This window comes from Kluyvera sp. CHPC 1.2972 (genome assembly GCF_036759925.1).
Lineage (GTDB): Bacteria > Pseudomonadota > Gammaproteobacteria > Enterobacterales > Enterobacteriaceae > Kluyvera.
In genome coordinates this window covers 38675-63330 of record NZ_JAPKIB010000013.1, presented here as the reverse complement: position 1 = coordinate 63330, position 24656 = coordinate 38675, and the positions used below count along the sequence as shown (strand labels likewise).

24 protein-coding genes are annotated in these 24656 nt (G+C 54.2%); 10 read left to right on the top strand and 14 right to left on the bottom strand.

The features are described from left to right. Positions 1–68: 68 nt before the first annotated feature. Positions 69–1328, bottom strand: coding sequence for an L-rhamnose isomerase (rhaA, locus tag V6944_RS17915; protein WP_333499938.1), 1260 nt, complete (start codon positions 1326–1328; stop codon positions 69–71). Further along, a complete protein-coding gene (gene rhaB, locus V6944_RS17910; protein ID WP_333499937.1) occupies positions 1325–2794 on the bottom strand; it encodes a rhamnulokinase in 1470 nt (489 codons plus the stop codon). Before rhaB ends, rhaA begins: the two co-directional genes overlap by 4 nt. Positions 2795–3086: 292 nt before the next feature. Between rhaB and rhaS the strand changes: the two genes are divergently transcribed. From rhaS to V6944_RS17895, 3 genes are all read left to right on the top strand, one after another. Then, positions 3087–3923 carry an HTH-type transcriptional activator RhaS gene (rhaS, locus tag V6944_RS17905; protein ID WP_333499936.1) on the top strand — a complete coding sequence of 279 codons (837 nt, stop codon included), beginning with the start codon at positions 3087–3089 and terminating at the stop codon, positions 3921–3923. A gap of 71 nt (positions 3924–3994) precedes the next feature. After that, the gene (rhaR, locus tag V6944_RS17900) at positions 3995–4843 is read left to right on the top strand and encodes an HTH-type transcriptional activator RhaR (RefSeq protein WP_333499935.1); all 849 of its coding nucleotides are present in this window, start codon (positions 3995–3997) and stop codon (positions 4841–4843) included. Between the two features lie 538 nt (positions 4844–5381). Further along, positions 5382–6053 (top strand): oligogalacturonate-specific porin KdgM family protein, encoded by a 672-nt coding sequence (locus V6944_RS17895; protein WP_333499934.1) that lies wholly within the window; start codon positions 5382–5384, stop codon positions 6051–6053. Positions 6054–6176: 123 nt separating this feature from the next. Here V6944_RS17895 and V6944_RS17890 read toward each other — a convergent pair whose 3' ends face one another. From V6944_RS17890 to V6944_RS17880, 3 genes are read right to left on the bottom strand one after another with little or no spacing between them, the layout of a single operon-like run. Next, positions 6177–7484 (bottom strand): TRAP transporter large permease, encoded by a 1308-nt coding sequence (locus V6944_RS17890; RefSeq protein ID WP_333499933.1) that lies wholly within the window; start codon positions 7482–7484, stop codon positions 6177–6179. Between the two features lies 1 nt (position 7485). Next, positions 7486–7983, bottom strand: a complete 498-nt coding sequence (locus V6944_RS17885; protein WP_333499932.1) for a TRAP transporter small permease — start codon at positions 7981–7983, stop codon at positions 7486–7488. A gap of 16 nt (positions 7984–7999) precedes the next feature. Further along, positions 8000–8980, bottom strand: a complete 981-nt coding sequence (locus V6944_RS17880; RefSeq protein WP_333499931.1) for a TRAP transporter substrate-binding protein — start codon at positions 8978–8980, stop codon at positions 8000–8002. A 318-nt stretch (positions 8981–9298) separates the two neighbouring features. On the opposite strand from V6944_RS17880, the gene sodA reads away from it, so the two are divergent. Further along, the gene (gene sodA / locus V6944_RS17875) at positions 9299–9919 is read left to right on the top strand and encodes a superoxide dismutase [Mn] (RefSeq protein ID WP_035892347.1); all 621 of its coding nucleotides are present in this window, start codon (positions 9299–9301) and stop codon (positions 9917–9919) included. Positions 9920–9925: 6 nt separating this feature from the next. Then, entirely contained in the window at positions 9926–10660 is a 735-nt protein-coding gene (gene yiiM / locus V6944_RS17870) for a 6-hydroxyaminopurine reductase (RefSeq protein WP_333499930.1), read from the top strand. A 42-nt stretch (positions 10661–10702) separates the two neighbouring features. On the opposite strand, the gene cpxA is transcribed toward yiiM, so the two are convergent. After that, the gene (gene cpxA, locus V6944_RS17865; RefSeq protein ID WP_185668817.1) at positions 10703–12076 is read right to left on the bottom strand and encodes an envelope stress sensor histidine kinase CpxA; all 1374 of its coding nucleotides are present in this window, start codon (positions 12074–12076) and stop codon (positions 10703–10705) included. Beyond that, positions 12073–12771: an envelope stress response regulator transcription factor CpxR gene (cpxR, locus tag V6944_RS17860; protein ID WP_185668816.1), complete on the bottom strand. Its 699-nt coding sequence runs from the start codon at positions 12769–12771 to the stop codon at positions 12073–12075. The genes cpxA and cpxR overlap by 4 nt, the downstream gene beginning before the upstream one ends. 149 nt (positions 12772–12920) lie before the next feature. Here cpxR and cpxP point away from each other — a divergent pair, with 149 nt between their 5' ends. From cpxP to pfkA, 5 genes are all read left to right on the top strand, one after another. After that, positions 12921–13427 (top strand): cell-envelope stress modulator CpxP, encoded by a 507-nt coding sequence (gene cpxP / locus V6944_RS17855; protein ID WP_185668815.1) that lies wholly within the window; start codon positions 12921–12923, stop codon positions 13425–13427. Positions 13428–13607: 180 nt separating this feature from the next. Then, positions 13608–13949, top strand: coding sequence for a type II toxin-antitoxin system RelE/ParE family toxin (locus V6944_RS17850; RefSeq protein WP_333499929.1), 342 nt, complete (start codon positions 13608–13610; stop codon positions 13947–13949). Continuing rightward, positions 13946–14284, top strand: a complete 339-nt coding sequence (locus V6944_RS17845; protein WP_333499928.1) for a helix-turn-helix domain-containing protein — start codon at positions 13946–13948, stop codon at positions 14282–14284. The genes V6944_RS17850 and V6944_RS17845 overlap by 4 nt, the downstream gene beginning before the upstream one ends. Positions 14285–14415: 131 nt before the next feature. Further along, positions 14416–15309 (top strand): CDF family cation-efflux transporter FieF, encoded by an 894-nt coding sequence (gene fieF, locus V6944_RS17840; protein WP_035892352.1) that lies wholly within the window; start codon positions 14416–14418, stop codon positions 15307–15309. 200 nt (positions 15310–15509) lie between these two features. Next, entirely contained in the window at positions 15510–16472 is a 963-nt protein-coding gene (pfkA, locus tag V6944_RS17835) for a 6-phosphofructokinase (RefSeq protein WP_333499927.1), read from the top strand. Positions 16473–16554: 82 nt separating this feature from the next. Here pfkA and rraA read toward each other — a convergent pair whose 3' ends face one another. The 7 genes from rraA to priA form a co-directional block, all read right to left on the bottom strand. Next, entirely contained in the window at positions 16555–17040 is a 486-nt protein-coding gene (gene rraA / locus V6944_RS17830; protein WP_035892355.1) for a ribonuclease E activity regulator RraA, read from the bottom strand. Between the two features lie 92 nt (positions 17041–17132). Further along, entirely contained in the window at positions 17133–18059 is a 927-nt protein-coding gene (gene menA, locus V6944_RS17825; protein ID WP_333499926.1) for a 1,4-dihydroxy-2-naphthoate polyprenyltransferase, read from the bottom strand. 68 nt (positions 18060–18127) lie between these two features. Then, entirely contained in the window at positions 18128–19459 is a 1332-nt protein-coding gene (gene hslU, locus V6944_RS17820; protein ID WP_220439076.1) for an HslU--HslV peptidase ATPase subunit, read from the bottom strand. A 9-nt stretch (positions 19460–19468) separates the two neighbouring features. Next, complete coding sequence (gene hslV, locus V6944_RS17815; protein WP_185668810.1) at positions 19469–19999, bottom strand: ATP-dependent protease subunit HslV; 531 nt, start codon at positions 19997–19999, stop codon at positions 19469–19471. 101 nt (positions 20000–20100) lie between these two features. Continuing rightward, a complete protein-coding gene (gene ftsN, locus V6944_RS17810) occupies positions 20101–21072 on the bottom strand; it encodes a cell division protein FtsN (RefSeq protein ID WP_333499925.1) in 972 nt (323 codons plus the stop codon). A gap of 98 nt (positions 21073–21170) precedes the next feature. After that, on the bottom strand, positions 21171–22193 hold the full coding sequence (cytR, locus tag V6944_RS17805; RefSeq protein ID WP_185668808.1) for a DNA-binding transcriptional regulator CytR: 1023 nt from the start codon (positions 22191–22193) through the stop codon (positions 21171–21173). Positions 22194–22343: 150 nt separating this feature from the next. Beyond that, positions 22344–24539, bottom strand: a complete 2196-nt coding sequence (priA, locus tag V6944_RS17800) for a primosomal protein N' (RefSeq protein ID WP_333499924.1) — start codon at positions 24537–24539, stop codon at positions 22344–22346. Positions 24540–24656: the final 117 nt, after the last annotated feature.

The following is a 24656-nucleotide window of genomic DNA, read 5'->3' as shown; positions in this document are numbered from 1 at the left end:
TAAGGGGCGAGGGAACGGTTCGGTTTTCTCCCTCTCCCTTTCAGGGAGAGGGTCGGGGTGAGGGTCAATCACCCACGCTTGTTCAGAATCTCTTTCTCGTAGCTGCGCACGCTCTCCAGCCACTGGCTGCCCGCAGGGGTATCGTTGCGCTGGCAATACATTTCCCATACCGCCTGCCACGGCAGGCATTTCTGCTCTTCCAGCAGCGCCAGACGCGCGGTGTAGTCACCGTCAACTTCCAACTGGCGCAGTTGTTCGGTTGGTTCCAGCAGCGCGCGCAGCAGGGCTTTCTTCATGTTGCGAGTACCGATAACCCATGCCGCGATGCGGTTGATGGAGGCGTCGAAGAAATCGAGGCCGATGTGCACGCGGTCAAACAGGTCGTGGCGGATGATTTCGCTCGCGATGGCCTGGGTTTCGTCGTCCAGCAGCACCACGTGGTCGCTGTCCCAACGTACCGGTCGGCTCACGTGCAGCAGCAGGCGCGGCACGTACAGCATGGCGGCGGAGATTTTGTCGGAGATAACTTCCGTTGGGTGGAAGTGACCGGCATCCAGGCACAGTGCGGTCTGGCGGCTGGTGGCGTAGCCCATATAGAACTCGTTGGAGCCGACGGTGTAGCTCTCAGCACCAATGCCGAACAGCTTGCTCTCAACGGCATCGATGTGATGCGCCGGGTCCAGTTTTTCACTGATGACTTCATCCAGCGCGGCGGCCAGACGCTGGCGCGGTGCTAAACGGTCAACGGTCACGTCTTTCATGCCGTCCGGGATCCAGATGTTCATTACTGAAGGCGTACCCAACTGCTCGCCAAAGTAGGCGGAAACGCGGCGGCTGGCCTTGCAGTGGTCAATCCAGAACTGGCGAATTTTCGGGTCGGCGTGAGACAGCGTAAAGCCGTCGGCGCTGAGCGGATGTGAGAAGCAGGACGGGTTAAAATCGAGGCCCAGCTTGTGTTTTTTCGCCCACTCAACCCAGTTTTTGAAGTGCTCAGGTTTGATCTCGTCGCGCGCCACCGGGGTGTCAGACTCCAGATAGATAGCGTGCAGGTTCAGACGTTTTGGCCCTGGGATAAGGCTCAGCGCCTGCTCCAGGTCGGCGCGCAGCTCGGTGGCGTTACGCGCTTTGCCCGGATAGTTACCGGTTGCCTGAATGCCACCCGTCAAACTGCCTTCTGGATTTTCAAAACCCGCGACGTCATCGCCCTGCCAGCAGTGCATGGATACGGGTAAGCGGTCCAGCTGGCGTAACGCCTCTTCGACATCGATACCCACAGCGGAATAGCGCTGTTTCGCGAGTTCCCAGGCTTGTTCAAGTTGAGTGGTCATGCGCAAAGCTCCTTTGTCTGTCGTTGTTGCTGAAACTGCGCAACGTAGCGGGCAATTTCATGGTCTGAATTCGGGGTAAACGTGGTGAGACCGTAGTTGCCGGTCACCACCTTGCGGAAATCGTCGACGTTGGTGAGTTCGTCCAGCGTCATTAATTGGATGCCGATGTTGCCGAGGGTTGAGGCCTCAATCGGGCCAGCGACCACGGTGATGCCGCAGGCATCGGCGCACTGCTGGTTCAGCATCTGGTTCTGACAACCGCCGCCAACGATATGCAGCTGGCTGAACGGTTTACCGCGCAGCTGCGCCAGCTCGTTGAGCACGTCGGCGTACAGCAGCGCCAGGCTGTCGAAGATGCAGCGCGCCAACTCGGCAGGGGTATGGGGAATGGGTTGCGCGGCTTCGCGGCAGGCCGCCTGAATCTCGGCACTCATATTTTCCGGGTTGATGAAGCGATCATCATTCGGGTTAATCAGGTAGCGGCAGGCCGGTAGCTTCTCTGCCCCGGCAATCAGATCGGGGAGGCTGGCAATGTTCTGCTCTTTCAGCACCCGCTGCAGCAGCCACAGGCCCATGATATTTTTCAGCACCCGGTAGCGCCCTTCCGCGCCGCCTTCGTTGGTGATGTTGGCGCGTTGCGCCTGCTCGCTGGTGTACGGCGTTTTGCTCTCAAAGCCCATCAGCGACCAGGTGCCGGAAGAGAGGTAGGCGGCATCGCGGTCAGCCAGCGGCGAAGCGATGACGGCGCTGGCGGTGTCGTGGCTGGCAACGGCAACCACCGGGATAGCATTGCCCTGCGGGCAGACCCAGTGGCCGATCACGTTGCCGGGATGCGTCGGCGTGCCAAACCAGGACGACGGTGCGCCGGTCCAGTTCAGCAGGTCTTCATCCCAGTTATCGCTATCGATATTGACTAGCTGCGTGGTGGTGGCGTTGGTGTATTCCCAGTTCATCTTGCCGGTCAGGCGGAAGCTGAGGTAATCCGGGATCAGCAGGGCATGTGCGGCCTCGCTCACCAGCTCCGGCTGCTGTTCAACCAGCGCGCGTAGCTGATAAAGCGTATTGAACGGCAGGAACTGAATGCCGCTGCGACGGTAGATCTCGTCTTTACCCAGCTGTTCCATCGCCATCGCCATCACGCCGTCGGTGCGGCTATCGCGGTAGGCCACCGGCAGGCCGACGCGCTGGCCGTGCTGGTCCAGCAGGACGTAGTCCACGCCCCAGGTATCGATGCCGATGCTGTCGATCAGAATGCCTTCGTCGCACACTTTGTTGAGGCCGATACGGATTTCGGCTTCCAGCGCGTCGATATCCCAGGTGTCAAAACCATCGCGCTTATGCAGGTTATTGACGAAGCGGTGGATTTCGCGCAGTGAAAGCGAACGCTGCGCGCTATCAAAGCGAGCCAGCATTACGCGTCCGCTGGAGGCGCCTAAATCGACGGCCACACAATGGCGAAAAGTCATGGCAAGAGTCCTTCTATGAGTCATTGCTGCTCAGTCTAGAAAAAGCGCAATGCCACAACCTTCTCGTTACTGACAGGCGAAATTCGGCGCTGGCAAGAAAGCAAAGATGAACGTGAGAGAGTTCACAAATTCAGCCGATGAGGGGGTGTGATGCTGACCGCATTTCCCGATCTTTCCGGCTGTTTCTTGAAAAAACGACCGGCTTTGCGCGGTTTGCTGTCAAAACGTCAAGGTCAGATCCCTCATCCGATATTACTATCCTGATAACATTTCTCATTTGTCGGGGGTCGCGATGACCGTACTACACAGCGTGGATTTCTTCTCTTCAGGTAAGCTGCCCGTGGCGATTGAACCTCGACTTCCTCAGGCGGCATTTCCTGAACATCATCATGATTTTAATGAGATTGTTATCGTTGAACATGGCACTGGTATTCACGTGTTCAATGGTCAGCCGCATACCATTTGCGGCGGCACGGTTTGCTTCGTCCGTGACTTCGACCGGCACCTCTATGAGCACACGGAAAACCTGTGTCTGACCAACGTGCTGTACCGTGCGCCGGATGCTTTCCAGTTCTTGTCAGGTCTTAATAAGCTGCTGCCGCAGGAGCAGGATGGTCACTATCCTTCCCATTGGCGCGTAAACCAGAGCACCTTGCAGCAGGTGAGAACGATTGTCGGACAGATGGAAGAGGCGAATGACAGCACCGATATGATGTCGCTGGCGAACCGCGAAATTCTGTTTATGCAGCTGTTGGTGCTGCTGCGTAAAGGCAGCCAGGAACAGGGGGCGATGGATAACGACGCTCGTCTGAATCAACTGATGGCATGGCTGGAGGAGCATTTCGCCGAAGAAGTGTGCTGGGAAGGGGTCGCGGACCGATTCTCGCTGTCTCTGCGCACGCTTCACCGCCAGCTGAAGCACTGTACCGGCCTGACGCCGCAGCGCTATCTCAACCGCCTGCGCCTGATTAAAGCCCGCCATCTGCTGCGCCACAGCGATGAGAGCGTTACCGATATCGCCTATCGCTGCGGTTTTGGCGACAGTAACCACTTTTCGACCCTTTTTCGCCGTGAATTCAACTGGTCGCCGCGAGATATTCGCCAGGGACGGGATACCCTGCTTCAGTAACGCGAAGGGAATCACCGTTTTTTGCCTCGAAACGGCTAATAATAGAGAGTTGTTAGTCGTGAGGTGCCAGCGTGCCAGGCCAGTTAATTCTTCGAAAAGCAGATTTTTTTGCCAATCCGGCGCAAGCCGTGGCGGTGGCTGACCGCTACCCGCAAAACGTTTTTGCTGAGCATACCCACGAATTTAACGAGCTGGTGTTGGTCTGGCGCGGCAACGGCTTACACATCCTCAACGACCGTCCTTATCGCATCACCCGCGGCGATCTGTTTTATATTCGCGCGGAAGACAAACACTCCTACGCCTCGGTTAACGATCTGGTTTTACAGAATATTATCTACTGCCCCGAGCGCTTAAAGCTCAATCTTGATTGGGTGGCCCATATTCCCGGGCTGCACGGTTCCCACTGGGCGCCGCATTGGCGCATAGGCAGCACCGGTATGACGCAGGCACGGCAGATAATGACTCAGCTGGAACAGGAGAGCCGCAAAGACGACGCGCTAGCCAATGAAATGTCCGAACTGCTCTTTGCCCAGCTGGTGGTCTGTCTTAAGCGCTACCGCTATGCCACCGATAATCAGGCGGCCACGCAAAGCGAAGCACTGCTCGATAAGCTGCTGACCGTGCTGGCGGGTAGCCTGAACCGCCCTTTCATGCTTGATACTTTCTGCGAGCAGCAGGGCTGTAGCGAGCGCACCCTGCGCCAGCAGTTCCGCAGCCAGACCGGCATGACCGTTAACCACTACCTGCGGCAACTGCGGATTTGCCACGCGCAATATCTGCTTCAGCACACCGAACTGCTAATTGGCGAAGTGGCGATGCGCTGCGGCTTCGAGGATAGTAACTACTTTTCGGTGGTCTTTAACCGCGAAATTGGGATGACGCCAGGGCAGTGGCGGCAACGGAGTCGGCTTCCGGCATAATATTCTGGTGCTTGAATGCGTGGCGCTATTTCAGCGTGATCGCGTTAAAACGCAATAATAGCTTATTTTTTGATTTTCTTGTGGGGCATGAACGATATTCTTTATTCCGCATCCTTGAGTAAATCAGCTATCATAGCATCGTTATTTTTTCCTTATTGTTAGTGCCAGGGTGTAGCTTAATCTGGCATTCAAACAAAGATCTCCTGTTGCCTTTCAAAAAATAAGACTTATTAACTATATATTAGTGTTGAAAATGGCAATGTTTTTTCAATTTGTTTTTTAAATAATGTAAAAATAACTATTGAATTCATGTGTTTACCAATCAAGCAGGTTTTTAAATATTATAAAGTCGACTATTTTTTAATGTTTTATTTCATGTCATGAATATATTTTTCATTTATTTTATTCGTATATTTGAATGCTGGCTCATTTTTAAATAAAAATATTGAACTCTATTGAATTGATTTTTCAAGGACATTAACGTTAGTGTCTGTGCTATTGGTACATATTAAAATCTATTTAATAGGGATATTATTATATGAAAAAAGCGCTTCTTCTTTTATTACCTCTGGTTGCAACCAGCGCTCACGCGGTTTATGTTGATGTTCGCCATGAGTATCTTGATGATAGTAAGGCAAATTATGACCGTGCCTATATCTCGCATCGTTTTGCAAACGGCTTTGGTTTTGCTATCGAAGCTATCTCAAAATCCGGTGGTGATGATACCGATCGCCCTTTTAATGATATGGAAGCACAGGGTAATGAATATACTGTAAGTTATCAGTTTAAAACGGGCAGTGTGGCTTGGCAGCCGGGCTTTGTTCTGGAAACAGGAAATGGGTATTCAAACTACAAACCTTATTTACGTGCGACCTGGATATTAAATGAAAGCTGGTGGGTGGGCGCTCGTTATCGCTTTGAATATGTTCGCCGTTCTTCTGATAGTCGCGAAGATGATACGACTAATCGTGTTGATGCCTGGGCGGGTTATAAATGGGGTAATTTTGACTGGACGCTGGAAGGAATTTATAAGAAAGCCGATAAGTATAATCTGTTTGATAATGGTAAAGATAACTATGAATATAATTTCAGAACGGCTTATATGATTGGTCAATGGTCGCCATTTGTGGAAGTGGGTAACGTTTCCGTCCGCAGCACCAGTGATGAACGTCAAACTCGTTTCCGCGTGGGCGTTGGTTATACCTTCTAATTATTTTATCCGCTGTTTTCCTTTGCTTTTTTACGGCTATCCATAGGGTAGCCGTTTTTTTATCAGGCAATATAATTTTATCCATCCCGGCGTCGCTATGCTTGGCCGGGAGATCCCTGCGTGTTACATCACGCCGAGTAAACGCGGCAGGAACAGCGTCAGTTCCGGCAGATAGGTAACCAGTAGCAGCACGGTGATGATCGCGATATAAAACGGCATCAGCGGTTTCAACACCTCCTCCACTTTCACTTTACCCACGCTTGCCCCCACGTACAAACCGCTGCCGACTGGTGGTGTAATGGTGCCAATTGCCAGGTTGTAGATCATGATGATGCCGAAGTGAACCGGATCGATACCCAGCTTGATCATAATCGGTAGCAGAATTGGGGTGAAAATAAGAATTGCCGGGCCAATATCCATAAATGCGCCGATCACCAAGAGAAAGAGTGTTATTGCAAGTAAAATCAATGTCTTGCTTTCAGATAACCCAAGGATCATCTCGCTTAATGCGGACGGAATATTGGTAATTGACATGGAGAACGACATTGCCGAGGAGGTCGCCAGCAGGAACATGATCACCCCGGTCATTACTACTGTTTGAATAAATACCGACGGCATATCCTTGAGCTTCAGAGTCTTATAACACACTAAGGTTAGGAATAAGGTGTAGACCACTGCAATTGCCGAGGCTTCAATCGCCGTAAAGATACCCTGCACAATACCGCCGACGATGATGACGATCAGTAACAAGCTAGGTACCGCCTCCAGGGTGACCTTCAGCGCCATCCCTTTCTGTACAGCGAAAAAGACGCGGTAGTTATTGCGTTTCGCCACGACCCAGGTGACTGCCATACAGGCAATACCCCATAGCATGCCAGCGACCAGGCCGCCAGCGAACAGCGCTGCAATCGAGGTGCCGCCACTGGCTAAGGCGTAGAGGATAAACGCGGTAGTTGGCGGAATCAGCATGCCGGTCGGCGCAGAGGCGATATTGACTGCCGCAGCGAAGTTACGGTTATAGCCCTCTTTGGCGCTCATCGGCACCAGTACGCCACCAATTGATGTCGATGCTGCGATGGCGGAACCGGAGATAGCGCCGAACATCATATTGCCAACAATATTGGTGTAGGAGAGCGAACCTGGTAGACGGCCGGTAAACAGCTTGGCGAAGTTAACCAGTCTGGCAGCAATACCGCCGCTGTTCATGATCACCCCAGAGAGCACGAAGAACGGCACAGCCAGCAGCGCGAAGCTATCGAGGCTGGAGAACATTTTCTGCGCAGTAGCGAACATGGAGATATCAAACGGAAGCACCAACATCATTGTGCTGCAAGAGGCGATAACGATACAGATACCAATCGGCGCTCCCATAGCCAGCAGAACGATAAATACGCTAATCAGCGTTAACGAAGCGGTAATCGGATCAATCATGTTATTTCTCCACGTGCTGCGAGGAAGAGCGGGGCAGAGCGTGCAGTGAATCAATGATATTTAGCACGCTGTAGATAATGATTAACGCGCCGGCAATCGGCAGCGCGTAGTAAACGTGACCCATTGGAATGCCCAGCGCGGGAGATATTTGCAGCATTGAAATTGCGGAGATTTTCAGACCGCCGATAATTAAAATCCACGTGGAGAAGGCCATAAAGGTCAGTTGCAGGATAATCATCCAGATAAGGCGCACTTTCTCAGAGACCTTATCGATCAAAATGGTCAGGCTGATATGTTGTTGCTTACCTGCAACATAGGCCATGCCTAGCATTGAGATCCAGACCAGGGAGAAGCGTAGCAGTTCTTCGGTAATGGTACTGGGCTGGCCGACGATATAACGGCTAATGACCTGCCAGCACGATACGGCAACCATCACCGCCAGAACCAGGCAGCAGAGGATTTCCAGTAGTCTATCTAGTCCTTTTCTGATTATTTCCATTTTAAATCCTTATTTATCAGTTCTTTGCGGCCTGAATTTTCTGATAGAGCGTATCCAGCTCTGGTCTGCTTCCCAGGTCGGCATAAATGGGTTGCACGGCCTGCTGGAAGGGTTTGATATCGATATCGAAAAATTCGACGTTAAAGTCCTTAACCGCCTGCTGTTTGGTTTTTTCGATTTCGGCATCCCACGCCGATTTTTCATATTCAATCGAGGCCAGAATTGCCTCGTTGACGATGCGTTGTTGTTCGGGAGACAGTTTTTCTAGCGTTAATGAGCTCATCAGCAGGATGTCAGGGATACGGGTGTGCATGTCGTAGGTGTAAAAGCGAGCCACCTCGCCATGGCGGGCGATAGTCAGTGCGAACTCGTTGTTTTCAGCGCCGTCCAGAATGCCTTGCTGTAGTGAGGTATAGACCTCCGCCTGACTCATGGCGATGGGGGAGGCTCCCAGCAGCTTAAGCGTGCGAATGGCTGTGTCGCTCTGCATCACGCGGATCTTTTTCCCTTTCAGATCGTTAATGCTGCGTACGGGCCCTTTGCTCATATAGAAGTTACGCGCGCCGGAGTCATACCAGCCAACGCCGACGAAGCCCTGAGCTTGAGTGGATTGATAAACCGGCATCATTACGTCGGGATTATCCATTACTTTGTAGTATTCATTACGATCGGCGAAGAGGTAGGGAAGAGAGAAAACTCCGTACATCGGGGAAAAACTTTCCATTAGGCCGGATGACACTTTGGTGATATCCACAACGCCAACCTGAGTCAGCTCGACCAGCTCGCGCTCGCCGCCCAACTGGCCATCTGGAAAGTACATCACTTTGATATCGCCTTGGGTCTTCTCTTCTATTTGGTTGCCCAGGAAGCGCAGCGCATCTTTCACCGGCTGGCTGTTTTCGGCATAGGCGAGACGCAGTACCGTCTCAGCATGCGAAAATGCAGGGAGCGAAAGGCAGCACAGCAGAAGTATTTTGACTGTCCGTAGTAATTTCATATAGCCCTCAACGTTTGATAGTTTCGAGGCGAAATTACGCGTTACGCCATGCAAAGACCTTGTGATTATTGCCAGCCTCTGGCGTCGGGTGGCAAAAAAAACGTATTTGTATATGGTTATGTCAAAGTGTGAAATTTTCGGAATTCATCAATACGACTAACGTAAAGCACGCATAATTTCAGGAACATAACAAAATGTTATAACCTTATAAAAACTACGGCATTGATAATCATTTTCAATATCATTTAATTAACTATAATGAACCAACTGATTACGCGGCGTTTACAGGTTTGCCGCCCGACAATAATGGAGATGATTATGAGCTATACCCTGCCATCACTGCCTTATGCGTACGATGCCCTGGAACCGCACTTCGACAAACAGACGATGGAAATCCATCACAGCAAACACCACCAGGCCTACGTCAACAACGCTAACGCAGCGCTGGAAAGCCTGCCGGAATTCGCTGCGCTGTCTGCTGAAGAGCTGATCGCGAAACTGGACCAACTGCCGGCTGACAAGAAAACCGTTCTGCGTAACAACGCGGGCGGCCACGCTAACCACAGCTTCTTCTGGAAAGGCCTGAAAAAAGGCACCACCCTGCAGGGTGACCTGAAAGCGGCTATCGAGCGTGATTTCGGTTCCGTTGATAACTTCAAAGCTGAATTTGAAAAAGCAGCAGCAACTCGCTTCGGCTCTGGCTGGGCGTGGCTGGTGCTGAAAGGCGACAAACTGGCTGTGGTTTCTACCGCAAACCAGGACTCCCCGCTGATGGGCGAAGCCGTTTCCGGCGCTTCCGGTTTCCCAATCGTGGGCCTGGACGTTTGGGAACACGCTTACTACCTGAAATTCCAGAACCGCCGCCCGGACTACATCAAAGAGTTCTGGAACGTGGTGAACTGGGACGAAGCAGCAGCGCGTTTCGCCGCTAAAAAATAATTTGCATTGCCGGTCTGTAGAAGCGAGTCTGATGACTCGCTTTTTTTGTATCCGCCTAAGGAGCAGCAGATGCATTTTCCGGTTGATGTGTTTATTGGCAAAATCCGCGACTATGACGGCAGCCGCCCGAGCGCCATCGCGAAGGTCCAGATGGATGGCGAACTGGAACTCACCGAGCTGGGACTGTTGGGTGATGAACAGGCTGAGAAAAAAATCCACGGCGGCCCCGACCGCGCGCTGTGTCAGTTTCCCCGTGAACATTACGTCGACCTGATTCGTGACTTCCCCGAGCAGGCCGCCCTGTTTTGCGCCCCGGCGTTTGGTGAAAACCTGTCGACGGAAGGTATGACCGAGCATAACGTTTTTATCGGTGATATTTACCGCTGGGGTGAGACGTTGATCCAGGTTACCCAGCCACGTTCTCCGTGCTTTAAGCTCAATTTCCACTTTGCTATCAGCGATATGGCATCGTTGATGCAAAACAGCGGCAAGGTCGGTTGGCTGTACCGGGTGATTGCGCCGGGTAAGGTCTCTACTGATGCTCCGCTGGAACTGGTATCGCGTCTGAGCGATGTTTCGGTGTATGACGCCGCCGCGATTGCCTGGCATATGCCGTTTGATGACGACCAGTATCACCGCCTGCTGAGCGCGGCGGGGCTGTCGGTGAGCTGGAGCAGAACCATGCAGAAGCGTCGCCTGAGCGGCAAGATTGAAGATAACAGCAGAAGATTGTGGGGCTAGACGATACAAAAAAATCGGCCTGCATAAGCAGGCCGATGGTTTTTAGGTTCGCTTATAAAGCGGTAGCCACAGCGTGAGCCGCAACCCGCCGAGTGGGCTGTCGTCGGCCTTCACCCAGCCGCGGTGCTGCTGCATGGCGCTTTCTACAATCGCCAGCCCCAGCCCCGTCCCGCCAGATTCACGGTCACGCGCCTCATCGGTACGATAGAACGGACGGAAAATCTGCTCGCGGTCTTCCGGGCTTACGCCTGGGCCGTCGTCGTCCACGTGAACGGTAACGCCATCCTTATCCACCGAGAAACTGACGGCGATTTTGGTGTGCGAGTAACGCAGGGCGTTGCGCACGATATTCTCCAGCGCACTTTCCAGTGCGTTCGGGTTTCCGTAAAGCGGCCACGGTCCCGGCGGATAATCGACGCTGAACGATTTGCCCATCTGTTCTGCTTCAAACGCGGCGTTGTCCAGCACGTCGCCCCACAGCTGATTAGCTTTCAGGGTTTCGCTGACCAGCGCGCTTTTCTGCTGATTACGCGACATCACCAGCATGTCGTTGATCATGCTGTCCAGACGCTGTGCCTCGGTTTCAATGCGCTCCAGCTCTTTACTCTCGCCGCTGCGACGACGCAGCAGCGCCGTGCCAAGCTGCAGACGCGTTAACGGCGTACGCAGTTCGTGAGAGATGTCGGAGAGCAGCCGCTGTTGCGACGTCATCATGCGCTCAAGCGCCATCACCATCTGGTTAAAGCTGGCACCGGCGGCCAGGAACTCCTGCGGCCCGGCCTCAAGCTCAGGATGCTGACGCAGGTTGCCCTGAGCGACTTCATCCGCGGCATTTTTCAGCTTACGCGCCGGTTTTGCCAGACTCCACGCCAGCCACAAGAGTAGCGGGGCGCTGACCAGCATGGTGACGATAAGCAGCAGTAAAGGCCGATCGAACAGCAGGTTGATAAAGTCGGACTGTGAACTGCTTGCCGGACGGATCAGGTATAACTGGTAGTTATCTTCCCCGTCACGAATGGAGAACGGCCCAACCAACTCAACGCGGCCGTACTTCTTCTTCTGCGGATGATCGGAGTTATCAGACTGGCCGATAAAGTTACGAATGATCTGCATTTCGTTGCGTTCCGCGCCGATCACGCGGCCTTCGCTAGTCACCAGCAACAAACGCTGGCCCGGCGGTGCCCACTTATCAATTGCGCGGAACAGCCGACGCCACCACATCAAATCGTTGGGCGGATCGTTGGCCAGTTCTTCTTCAACATGCTGCTCAATCATCAGGCCCTGACGCTGCTCGCTATCGAGCAGCTCGGTCATTTGACGGGAGTCGAGCTTTGGCAACATCAAAACCAGCATCAGCACCAGCGCTAGCGTTAACCAGAAAATGGCGAAGATGCGAGCGGTTAAACTTCCTATCATGAAGCGGAGACCATCAGATAGCCGCGACCACGCAGGGTTTTAAACCACGGATGACCGTCTTTGCGCTCCGGCAACTTCCGTCGCAGGTTAGAGATGTGCATATCAATCGCGCGGTCGAACGGCGTTAAGCGTTTACCCAGCACTTCCTGACTCAGGTGTTCACGAGAAACCACCTGGCCCAGGTGCTGCGCCAGCAGATAGAGCAGGGTAAATTCAGTACCGGTCAGTTCGAGCGTTTGACCATCAAAGCTGGCTTCCTGACGACCTGGGTTCAGGCTCAGCGCGTCAACTTCTACGGTTGGTGAACTGGTATCGCTACTTTGCTGCTGTTCGCTCCAGTGTGAACGGCGCAAAATAGCGCGAATGCGCGCGACCAGTTCGCGATCGTTAAACGGTTTAGGCAGATAGTCATCCGCGCCCAGCTCAAGGCCCAGCACGCGATCCAACTCGCTTCCGCGAGCAGTTAACATAATGACGGGAGTCTGGTGTGTTTGTCGCAATTCTTTCAGCGTGTCGATACCGTTTTTCTTCGGCATCATCACGTCGAGTAAAAGTAGGTCGATGCTGTCGTCAATCAGCGATAACGCCTGTTCGCCATCGTGGGCAACAAGGACGTTAAAGCCTTCCATATCAAGAAGTTCCTTGAGCAAGGAAGTCAGCTCGCGGTCATCATCAACTAATAAAATTTTATTCATATTTTCATCCCTCCGAGGCAGAAATTACGTCATCAGAGCCAGCGAATCCATGACTTTACGTTGTTTTACACCCCCTGACGCATGTTTGCAGCCTGAATCGTAAACTGTCTCTCGTTGAATCGCGACACTAAAGTTTTTGGGAGCATGTGATGCGCAATGTTATCGCTGCCGTCATGGCCTCAACGCTGGCATTCAGTGCATATAGCCAGGCCGATGAAGTCGTCACCAGCGTTAACTGGCACCCAGCGGAAAGCAATACGCTGCGGAACGGCCAGGGCCATATGTTCGACGGTATTAGTTTAACCGAACATCAACGCCAACAGATGCGCGATCTGATGCAAAGGGCACGACACGATCGTCCACCTGTTAATGTTAGCGAAATGGAGACAATGCATCGCCTTGTCACCGCAGAAAAATTTGATGAAGCCGCCGTGCGAGCCCAGGCCGAGAAAATGGCCGAGGAGCAGGTAAACCGCCAGGTAGAAATGGCGCGGGTACGCAACCAGATGTACCGCCTGTTAACGCCGGAGCAGCAAGCGGCTTTAAATGAGAATCACCAGCAGCGTATGGAGCAGCTGCGTGACGTTGCACGGATGCAGCAAGGTTCAGTACCGAGTCAGAACCTGTTTAGTAGCAATACCCGTAGCAACCAGTAACAAACCCTGTTTTTCCTTGCCATAGACACCATCCCTGTCTTCCCCCTCATGATGAGGGGGTTTTTTTTGTCCTTTTTCCGGCACTTTCTGTTCGATCTTTCATGATTATCACGCTGTTCGTTTTTTGCCCTTTGTTGTATAATATTTTATACGTTTTCAGGGTTGAGAAGGTATCGCAGGGTGGCGACGAAGCAGATTGAGTGGATGGGAACGTCTCTGGACGATCTCATCGCTTTCCCGGTTGATGTCCGGCGTGAGGCTGGATTTGAACGGGATAAAGTGCAAAACGGGAAGGAGCCGTCAGATTGGAAATCGATTAATGACTGGGGCTCAGGGGTTATTGAGATTAGGCTGCATGGTGAAGATGGTGAGTATCGCGTTGTGTACGTTGCCAAATTTGACGATGCAGTATGCGTGCTCCATGGGTTTCAGAAGAAGACGCAGAAAACCAGCCCGAGAGATGTTTTCATCATTACGAGTCGATATAAAGAGGCTGTTGCGCAGCGGAGGAGAGCAAAATGACGAAAGGTATTGATACTAAAGTTCGCCATGTGACGAAGGCTGACGGCAACGTATTTGCCGACCTCGGATTTGCGCCTGAAGAAGCAACAAAGCTCCTCGCAGAATCTCGTGCCGAGATGGCCAGAACGGACGCGCTTAAAAAACAGCTGATGGGTGAAATTGCTGCCTGGATGAAGCGCGAAGGTTATAAACAGTTGGATGCAGCGAAGGTGCTGCGCGTTTCTCGCCCGAGGGTATCGGATGTGGTGAATAAGAAAACCGAAAAATTCACGTTGGATACGCTGGTTGGCATGGCGACGCTGATTGGTAAAAAAGTACACCTGATTATCGAGTAACGGCGGGTGATACCACGAGATTGAAAAAACGCATGATGGCGGTTTCCGTTGTGCTTTTTTTGTCTTAAATTCGTCACCGCGCACCCCTCATACATTCCGCTATACTACGCAGATCGAAAGCAGGAGTGTTTATGAATCAATCTTATGGACGACTGGTAAGTCGTGCTGCAATCGCCGCGACGGTCATGGCTTCCGTGCTGCTGGTGATTAAAATTTTTGCGTGGTGGTATACCGGGTCAGTCAGTATTCTGGCGGCGCTGGTCGATTCATTGGTGGATATCGCTGCCTCGCTGACCAACCTGCTGGTGGTGCGCTATTCGCTGCAGCCGGCGGATGAGGAACACACCTTTGGGCACGGCAAAGCCGAATCGCTGGCGGCGCTGGCGCAAAGCATGTTTATTTCCGGTTCGGCGCTGTTCCTGTTCTTGACCGGGATTCAGCATCTGGCGCGGCCAACGCCGATGAGCCAGCCGGGCATCGGGGTGGTGGTGACGGTGATTGCGCTTATCAGTACATTAGTTCTCGTGACGTTTCAGCGCTGGGTGGTCAGAAAAACCCAGAGCCAGGCCGTACGCGCGGATATGCTTCATTATCAGTCTGATGTTATGATGAACGGCGCGATTCTTGTCGCGCTCGGCCTCTCCTGGTACGGCTGGCATCGCGCCGATGCGCTGTTTGCATTAGGAATTGGCATCTATATTCTATATAGCGCGTTACGCATGGGGTACGAAGCGGTGCAATCGTTATTGGATCGCGCGCTGCCCGATGAAGAACGTCAGGAAATTTTCGACATCGTGACCACCTGGCCAGGTGTGAGCGGTGCTCACGATCTCCGAACGCGGCAGTCAGGGCCGACCCGCTTTATTCAGATTCATATTGAAATGGAAGACAACCTGCCGCTGGTTCAGGCACATCACGTTGCCGATCAGGTGGAGCAGGCGATTTTGCATCGTTTTCCTGGGTCCGACGTGATTATTCATCAGGATCCATGCTCTGTTATGCTGCAGGCAAACAGAGACGTTTGAACTTTCGCAGTGGTTGTATGAAATGTGAGCTAAGTCGGCATTATTTGTATAAATAACCGCCGGTTAGCCTGACCTGAATCAATTCAGCAAGAAGCGCTTGATATACTATCTCTACATAGAGTCGTTCTCTCCCCCCTACATTGCGGGAGCGCTTCGGGCAGAAGAATTAATTTTTAGCATTCCTAAGTTCAGAGGTAGTCATGATTAAGAAAATCGGTGTGTTGACAAGTGGCGGTGATGCGCCGGGTATGAACGCCGCCATTCGCGGTGTCGTACGCGCAGCATTGACGGAAGGCATTGAAGTCATGGGCGTCTATGACGGTTATCTGGGCCTGTACGAAGATCGTATGGTACAGCTCGACCGTTACAGCGTGTCAGACATGATTAACCGCGGCGGCACCTTCCTGGGCTCCGCGCGTTTCCCGGAATTCCGTGATGAAAACATCCGTGCCGTGGCTATCGAAAACCTGAAAAAACGTGGTATCGATGCGCTGGTCGTTATCGGCGGTGACGGTTCCTACATGGGCGCCGTGCGCCTGACCGAAATGGGCTTCCCATGCATCGGCCTGCCGGGCACCATTGATAACGATATCAAAGGCACCGACTACACCATCGGTTTCTTCACCGCACTGAGCACTGTCGTTGAAGCGATTGACCGTCTGCGTGACACCTCTTCTTCTCACCAGCGTATCTCCGTTGTTGAAGTGATGGGCCGTTACTGCGGCGACCTGACTCTGGCCGCGGCTATCGCGGGCGGCTGCGAATTTATCGTGGTGCCAGAAGTGGAATTCAAACGTGATGACCTGGTGTCTGAAATCAAAGCGGGCATCGCTAAAGGTAAGAAACACGCCATCGTGGCGATTACTGAGCACATGTGCGACGTTGACGAACTGGCTCACTTCATCGAAGCTGAAACCGGTCGTGAAACCCGTGCAACCGTTCTGGGCCACATCCAGCGCGGCGGCTCCCCGGTTCCTTACGACCGCATCCTGGCATCCCGTATGGGCGCCTACGCGATTGAACTGCTGCAGCAGGGCTTCGGTGGCCGCTGCGTCGGTATTCAGAACGAAAAACTGGTTCACCATGACATCATCGACGCTATCGAAAATATGAAGCGTCCGTTCAAAGGTGACTGGCTGGAATGCGCTAAACAGCTGTACTAAGCCGCGTTTGCCCGGTAACGGGGAGATACGAGCGAAAAAAAAGCCTTCTCATTGAGAAGGCTTTTTTGTATACGTCAGGCGCTTATTCGATATCCAGCGCATCTTCCGACAGGATAATGCCGGTGTTATCGGCATACAGATGGTCGCCGGAGAAGAAGGTTACGCCGCCGAAGTTGACGCGTACGTCGCTTTCGCCGATGCCTTCGCCCGCTGCACCAACCGGAATGGCGGCAATCGCCTGAATGCCGATATCCAGCTCTTCTAAATCATCAACCTGACGCACTGCGCCATACACCACAATGCCTTCCCACTCGTTTTGAGTGGCCAGACGGGCGAGGTCGGCGTCGATCAGCGCGCGACGGACAGAACCGCCGCCGTCGACTAACAGAATGCGGCCACGACCGTTCTGTTCGAGCAGATCGTACAGCAACCCGTTATCCTCGAAACATTTTACGGTGATGATTTGCCCACCGAACGACAGCCGCCCGCCAAAGTTAGAGAACAGGGGTTCTACTACGTTGACATCTTCCTGGTAGATGTCGCAAAGCTCGGAAGTATCGTATTTCATAGGATTAACGCTCAGTTGCTGCGAGTGATTTTAGTATATCGCGCTCTATGCATTGTTGGCAAAATCATCAATTGTTAATTGATATTTGTCAGTTAAGCCAGCGCCTTGCTGAGCACAATTCCGATGACGAACAGCAGGTTAGTTAATAACGCCCCTTTCACCGTCCGTTCCAGCATCGGCGGCATCGCCTGCGGCGAGCGCTCGCGCATCACAAAGCGCGCCTGTTTCACCAGCAGCGGCGCGCTGAGGATAAACAGCCAGCCCCACGGGCTATGCAGCGAGAGCAGGTTGAACAGCGCCAGGCAAACTAGCGTCCCCATCAGCAGACAGACGTGGTAGCGGCGGGCGTTAACCGGCCCTAAACGCACGGCCAGCGTGTTCTTGCCGTTTTCGCGGTCGCTGTCGATATCACGCAGGTTATTGATATTGAGTACCGCCGTCGCCAGCAGGCCGCAGGCGGTAGCGGGCAGAATAATCGCGCTGCTCAGAGTATGCGTCTGTAAGTACCAGCTGCCAATCACACTCAGCCAGCCGAAGAAGATCAGCACCGAGATATCGCCAAGGCCAATGTAGCCATACGGGCGCGTGCCGACGGTGTAGGTGATGGCGGCAATAATCGCCAACAGCCCCAGCACCAGGAAGCCGATAAAGTCGCCGGGAGTCTGCGAAGCGGTGAACAGCAGAGCAAGACCAGAGATGCAGATAAGCCCGACGGTAATAATCAGCGCGCGCTTCATCTGTTCTTTGGTTATCACCCCTTTTTGCATCCCGCGTAGCGGCCCAATGCGGTCCGGTTTATCGCTGCCTTTCACCGCATCGCCATAGTCGTTGGCGAGGTTAGAGAGGATTTGCAGCAGGCTTGCGGTGATCAGCGCCAGTACGGCAACGCCCGCATTGAAGTGCCCCTGCCACCACGATAGCGCGGTACCGACGATAATCGCCGCGCAGGCCAGAGGTAACGTTTTCGGGCGCAGACTTTCCAGCCAGGCCTGAGAGCGGCTTACAGGTGTATTTGTCATAATAATTAGCCAATAAAAATGGGGCTTTTCAGCCCCATCAATTAAAGATGAAAATGCAGTGAACGCGATTATAGGATAAAACGGCTCAGATCTTCATCTGCGACTAATGCATCCAGATGTTTGCTCACGTATTCCGCATCAATTGTGATGCTTTGTCCGTTGAGGTCGCTGGCGTCATAGGAGATATCTTCCATCAGACGTTCCAGCACGGTATGCAGACGACGAGCACCGATGTTCTCGGTGGTTTCGTTAACCTGCCATGCCGCTTCAGCGATACGCTTGATACCGGATTCGGTGAACTCGATGTTCACGCCTTCGGTGGCCATCAGCGCTTTGTACTGAACGGTAACGGAGGCATTTGGCTCCGTCAGGATACGCTCGAAGTCGCTGGTGGTCAGCGCCTGCAATTCTACGCGAATCGGCAGACGACCCTGAAGTTCAGGGATCAGGTCAGACGGTTTCGCTACCTGGAATGCACCGGAAGCGATAAACAGGATGTGGTCAGTTTTGACCATACCGTGTTTGGTGGAGACGGTGCAGCCCTCTACCAGCGGCAGCAGGTCGCGCTGAACGCCTTCACGGGAAACGTCCGGACCGGAGGATTCGCCGCGCTTACAGATTTTGTCGATTTCGTCGATGAACACGATACCGTGCTGCTCAACCGCATCGATCGCGTCCTGCTTCAGCTCTTCCGGGTTGACCAGCTTCGCCGCTTCTTCTTCAATCAACAGCTTCATCGCATCTTTGATTTTCAGCTTACGCGGTTTCTGTTTCTGGCCGCCCAGGTTCTGGAACATGGACTGCAGCTGGCTGGTCATCTCTTCCATGCCAGGAGGCGCCATGATTTCAACGCCCATCGGTGCCGCCGCGAGATCGATCTCAATCTCTTTGTCGTCCAGCTGGCCTTCACGCAGTTTTTTACGGAATGCCTGACGTGCAGCAGATGGCTCAGACGGCTGCTCAGCCTGGCCCCAGTTGTTTTTTGCCGGTGGGATCAGCGCGTCGAGAATGCGCTCTTCCGCCATCTCTTCTGCGCGGTAGCGGTTCTTCTCGATAGACTGAACACGTACCATTTTGATAGCAGAATCAGTCAGATCGCGGATGATAGAGTCCACTTCTTTACCCACATAGCCCACTTCGGTGAACTTGGTGGCTTCCACTTTGATGAACGGCGCGTTGGCAAGTTTCGCCAGGCGACGGGCAATTTCGGTTTTACCGACGCCGGTTGGGCCGATCATCAGAATGTTTTTCGGCGTGACTTCGTGGCGCAGCTCTTCATCGAGCTGCATACGACGCCAGCGGTTACGTAAGGCGATAGCCACGGAACGCTTAGCGGCGTCCTGACCGATGATGTGTTTGTTCAGCTCGCTGACAATTTCGCGTGGGGTCATTTCAGACATGGGAGATCCTTACGCCTTAGATGGTAATTCTTCAATGGTGTGGAAATGGTTGGTATAGATGCAGATGTCGCCTGCAATACTCAACGCTTTTTCAGCAATCTCACGTGCGCCAAGCTCGGTATTTTCCAGCAGGGCACGGGCAGCGGCCTGGGCGTACGGGCCGCCAGAGCCGATAGCAATCAGGTCGTTTTCTGGCTGCACGACGTCACCATTACCGGTGATGATAAGCGACGCGGTTTCGTCCGCGACCGCCAGCAGGGCTTCCAGCTTGCGGAGCATACGGTCGGTACGCCAGTCTTTCGCCAGCTCAACGGCGGCTTTGACCAGATGACCCTGGTGCATTTCCAGTTTACGTTCAAACAGTTCGAACAGCGTGAAGGCGTCCGCAGTGCCGCCCGCGAAGCCGGCGATCACTTTGTCGTTATACAGACGGCGAACTTTTTTCACGTTGCCTTTCATGACGGTATTGCCCAACGTGGCCTGACCATCACCGGCGATTACGACGTGGCCGTTACGGCGAACACTTACTATTGTTGTCACGAGCAGACCCCTTTGTTGCAAATACGATATGTAGGGGCCCCGTATCGCGGTTACGCGTACGGGGCAGAATGTAAGTATAGATGGGGGGGTTTTTGGGGGTTTCAACCCCCGGAGGCGAGCCTAATGCAGTTTCCGTGACCTGCCAGCTTCAGACGGGCGATAGTGTTATCGACGTTCTCTTTGCCTTTGACCGGGCCGATGACCACGCGATTCCAGCCGTTGTTGGTGGTGATTCTGGAATCAAAGCCTTCAAACGCCAACTGCGCACGAACGGTTTCCGCCTGCTCGGCACCTTTGAAGGAGCCGCACTGCACCATCCAGCGGCGATCGTCTTTTTTCTCTGGTTTCGGCGGTGGCGTCACTTCACGCACTTCCGGGATACCGTTATTGCTCTGCGCTTTTGGCTGCGAGGCGGCGGTGTGCGCTGGTGTCTGCAACAGATCCTGATACGGCGCCTTGTTGGAGGCCGTTGCCTTAGGTGGCTGCTGGGTCTGGGTTTGGTGCGGTTGCTGAACCGGTGGCGCGGTGCGCGTTTGCGGCTGCTGCACGACCTGTTGCTGAGACCATTGCTGTTGCTGAGCCTGCTGTGCCAGACGCTGACGCTGCAAGGTTTGCTGGCGCTGTGCTGGCGTTTGTTCGTTCCACGGCACTTCCGTCAGCTGCGTTGGCTGCTGGCGCATATCCGCCTGCATCTGGGCCAACAGCTGGCGCTGCTCGTCGGTAAGCTGATTCGGGTTGATCACTTCCCCGCCCGCAGACGGTTCGGTTGGCGCACGCACGCCCGGCTGGCGACTTTCCAGCTCTTTGATATAGCGCCAGCGCTCTTCCGGCTTCGGCGGAAGGCCGTTCCCGGTCACCTGGCGGCTCTGGAGTGCTTCAGACTCTTCTTTTTTATGATGCGTGATGAAGTACAAACCGCCGATAAAGGCGACGACGACTGCAGCAGCAATCGCCACCATGGCAGGAGAGACTGCCGGAAAGTTACTTTGCTTTTTCCGTGTATTCCGTGAAGCGCTGTTCTTGCGCCGCGAAGGTGCCTGTTGGCTGCGGCGTACATAGTCTCGTTGTGCCACTATCGTTTCGCTGTCTTTTTCCGTTAGTTAGCCCGACATGTTACTTAAGCGACGGGGCTTTGACCAGACAAGCAAGTCCTAAAGCACCCGGCTTTACATCAAATTTTGCTTGTACTGCCGCGAATGATCAGTTCGCAATCCAGCAGACGCGAACCGCTATCAACAAACTGCCCGCTCAGCTGGTTCAGCAACAGCAGCATGGCTTCACGACCAATATCAAAACGCGGCTGGGCAACCGTGGTGAGCGGCGGGTCGCAAAACTCTGCCAGCGAGATGTTATCGAAGCCAATAATGGACAGATCGTCCGGCACCTTCAGCCCCTGGCGTTTGGCATAAGAGAGCGCGCCCAGCGCCATAATATCGCTGTGGCAGAAGATGGCGGTTGGCGGTTGCGGCAGTGCTAGAAGCTGTTCCAGCGCGTTGGCACCGGCTTCGTAGGTAAAGTTGCCACGGGCGATGTAGTGAGGGTCGACGGTGATACCGCAGCGACGCAGCGCCTGCACGTAGCCTTGCAGGCGATAATGGCACAGCGGCATCTCTTCCGGCCCGGCGATACAGGCGATGCGCTGGTGGCCGAGTTCGTGGAGATAGTTAACGGCATCGAACGAGGCGGTGAGGTTGTCGATATGTACCGTAGGCAGCCCCAGCTCCGGAGCAAATTCGTTAGCCATCACCATCGGCGGCAGGTTGCGCTGCTCTTCAATACTGGCATCAAACGGCAGACGCGAGCCCAGCAGCAGCATGCCGTCAATTTGCTTGGTGATGATTAAATCGATGAAGGTTTTTTCCTGCTGGTTCTGATGCGCGCAGTCGCCAATCAGTACCAGGTAGCCCTGTGCTGCGGCGGTGACTTCGATCCCGCGGATCACTTCGCTAAAGAAGGGATCGCAGATATCCGGGACGATGACCAGAATCGTGCGCGATTCATTACGCTTCATGTTACGCCCCTGCATCTGCGGGAGGTAACCCACTTCCAGGGCGGCCTGCTCAACGCGGTTACGCGTCGCCTGCGAGACTTTCTCGGGGTTCATCAATGCACGAGATACGGTTGCCGTAGAGACATTCGCTTGTAGGGCAACATCCTTCATGGTTGCGGCAACAACCGGTTTTTTAGCCTTCACCTGATTTTCTCCTCGCTAACTGGCGCAGGCACGTCCTATGTGACCTGACATCTGACACACTTTTATCAGATAGTTAGGGGGATCCGTTACAGAATTTTCATCAGAAATGTGATGTTTGTTTGATTTCTAGATCCGGCTCGCAACTCTGCATTAACCTTCGATAGGGTCAACGTCGAGAACCCACTTCACCTTGCGGGATTCCGGCAGCGTATTGATGAGCGCCAGACTGGCTGTGACGATGTGCTGCAGGCGAATGCGTGAGGGATGCTGCAGCAGTATCTGCCAGCGGTAGCGGCCGCCGCGCTTCGGCGCTAACGCCGGAACCGGGCCAATCACCCACAGCTTATCGTCCGCCAGCGGGCTGGCCTGTATCAGATTACGCAACTGCTGCAGGAAGACCGGCGCCTGCTGGTTGTTATGATCTTCGGCGCGAATCAGCACATGGCTGGTGTACGGCGGCAACTGCATGGTCTGGCGTTCGGCCAGCGCCTGCTCGGCAAAGGCGTTATAGCCTTTATAGAGCAGCGTTTGCAGCAGCGGGTGATCCGGATGGTGCGTCTGCAGAACCACTTCACCCTGTTTACCTGCGCGTCCGGCGCGGCCGGAGACCTGGGTATAAAGCTGGGCAAAGCGCTCTGCCGAGCGGAAATCGGCGGAGAAGAGCGCGCCGTCAACGTCCAGCAGGGCTACCAGTGTCACGTCCGGGAAGTGGTGGCCTTTTGCCAGCATCTGGGTGCCAATCAGGATACGCGCGCCGCCGCGATGCACTTCCGCCAGATGCTGCTCCAGCGCGCCTTTACGGCTGGTGGTATCGCGGTCGATACGTGATAGCGGCACGCCGGGGAACATCGGCGCCAGCACCTGCTCCAGCTGTTCCGTTCCCAGACCCACCGGCACCATGTGCGTCGAGCCGCAGGAAGGGCACTGACGTGGGATCGGACGCTGGCTGTCGCAGTGGTGACAGCGCAGATGATGCTGTGCCTGGTGCAGGGTGTAATAGCTGTCGCAGCGTGGGCATTCGGCAATCCAGCCGCAGTCGTGACACAGCAGCGTAGGGGCGAATCCTCGGCGGTTGAGGAACAAAATCACCTGATTGTCGGCCTGCAAATGCTGACGCATGCGGTTGATCAGCGCCGGTGAGAGCCCGGCCTGTAGCTGCTGACCTTTTAAATCGAGCACGTGCTGCGTTGCCGGGCGTGCGTTGCCCGCGCGCCGGGTTAAACGCAGCAGGTGATATTTATGCTGGCGCACGTTGAGCAATGTCTCCAGCGCCGGCGTGGCTGAGCCGAGGATTATCGGAATCTGTTCGCTATGAGCGCGCCAAACTGCGAGGTCGCGGGCATGATAGCGCCAGCCTTCCTGCTGTTTATAGGAGCTGTCGTGCTCTTCGTCGATGACGATCACGCCGAGATTCTTAAACGGTGTAAACAGCGAGGAGCGGGTGCCGATGACAATCGCGGCTTCGCCGCTCTTTGCCTTGAGCCAGGCGGCCATACGTTCGCTGTCGTTCAGCGCCGAGTGCAGCACTTCGACCGGCGCATTAAAGCGCTCGCGAAAGCGGGCGATGGTTTGCGGCGTCAGGCCGATTTCCGGCACCATCACCAGCGCCTGTTTGCCCTGCGCCAGCACGTTTTCCAGCACGCTAAGATAGACTTCCGTCTTCCCGGAGCCGGTGATCCCTTCCAGCAGCCAGGCGGAGAACGCATCGGACGCGCTATGAATCGCGCCTACCGCCGTGGCCTGCTCGGTGTTGAGCCGCAGGCGTTCGCCTGGTACCGAATAAGTGGTGCGCCAATCGGTGGTTTCCGGCGCAATGCTACCCAGTTCGCAAAGCCCTTTGGTGCGCAGCGATTGCAACGCGCTTTCATTAAATTCCAGCTCTGCCACCTGATGGCGCCAGATTTTCCCCTGACGCAGCGCGGCCAGCGCCTGCTGCTGCTTCGGCGATCGTTTCAGCGTATTGATATCAACGGCCTGGCCCTGCTCGGTCGCAAACCAGAACCACTGCGGCGTTGCGCTGGCGGGTTTGCCCTGACGCAGCATAATCGGCAGCGCGTGGAACAGTACGTCGCCAATAGGATGATGGTAATAATCTGCCGCCCAAAGCAGCAGCCGCCAGACAGAGGTAGAAAAGACCGGCTCACCGTCCAGCACCTCAATCACCGCTTTCAGTTCATCGCGTGGGAGTTCGCTGCTTTCGTTGACCGAAACCACGATGCCAACGCGCTCTTGTTTACCAAACGGCACGCGCACGCGACAGCCCGCTTTAGCGCTGAAAGCGTCAGGCAGCAGGTAGTCGAACGTACGGGGCAATGGAACAGGCAGGGCAACGTGAGCAACGGGCATGTTTTCTTCCTGACTTGAAATCTGGCGAGACAGTATACACATTGTAGGAGTGCGGATCAGTTTGCATCTGCTGGTCAAATTCTGTATGATTCGCCGCCTTTGATACATCTTTGTATC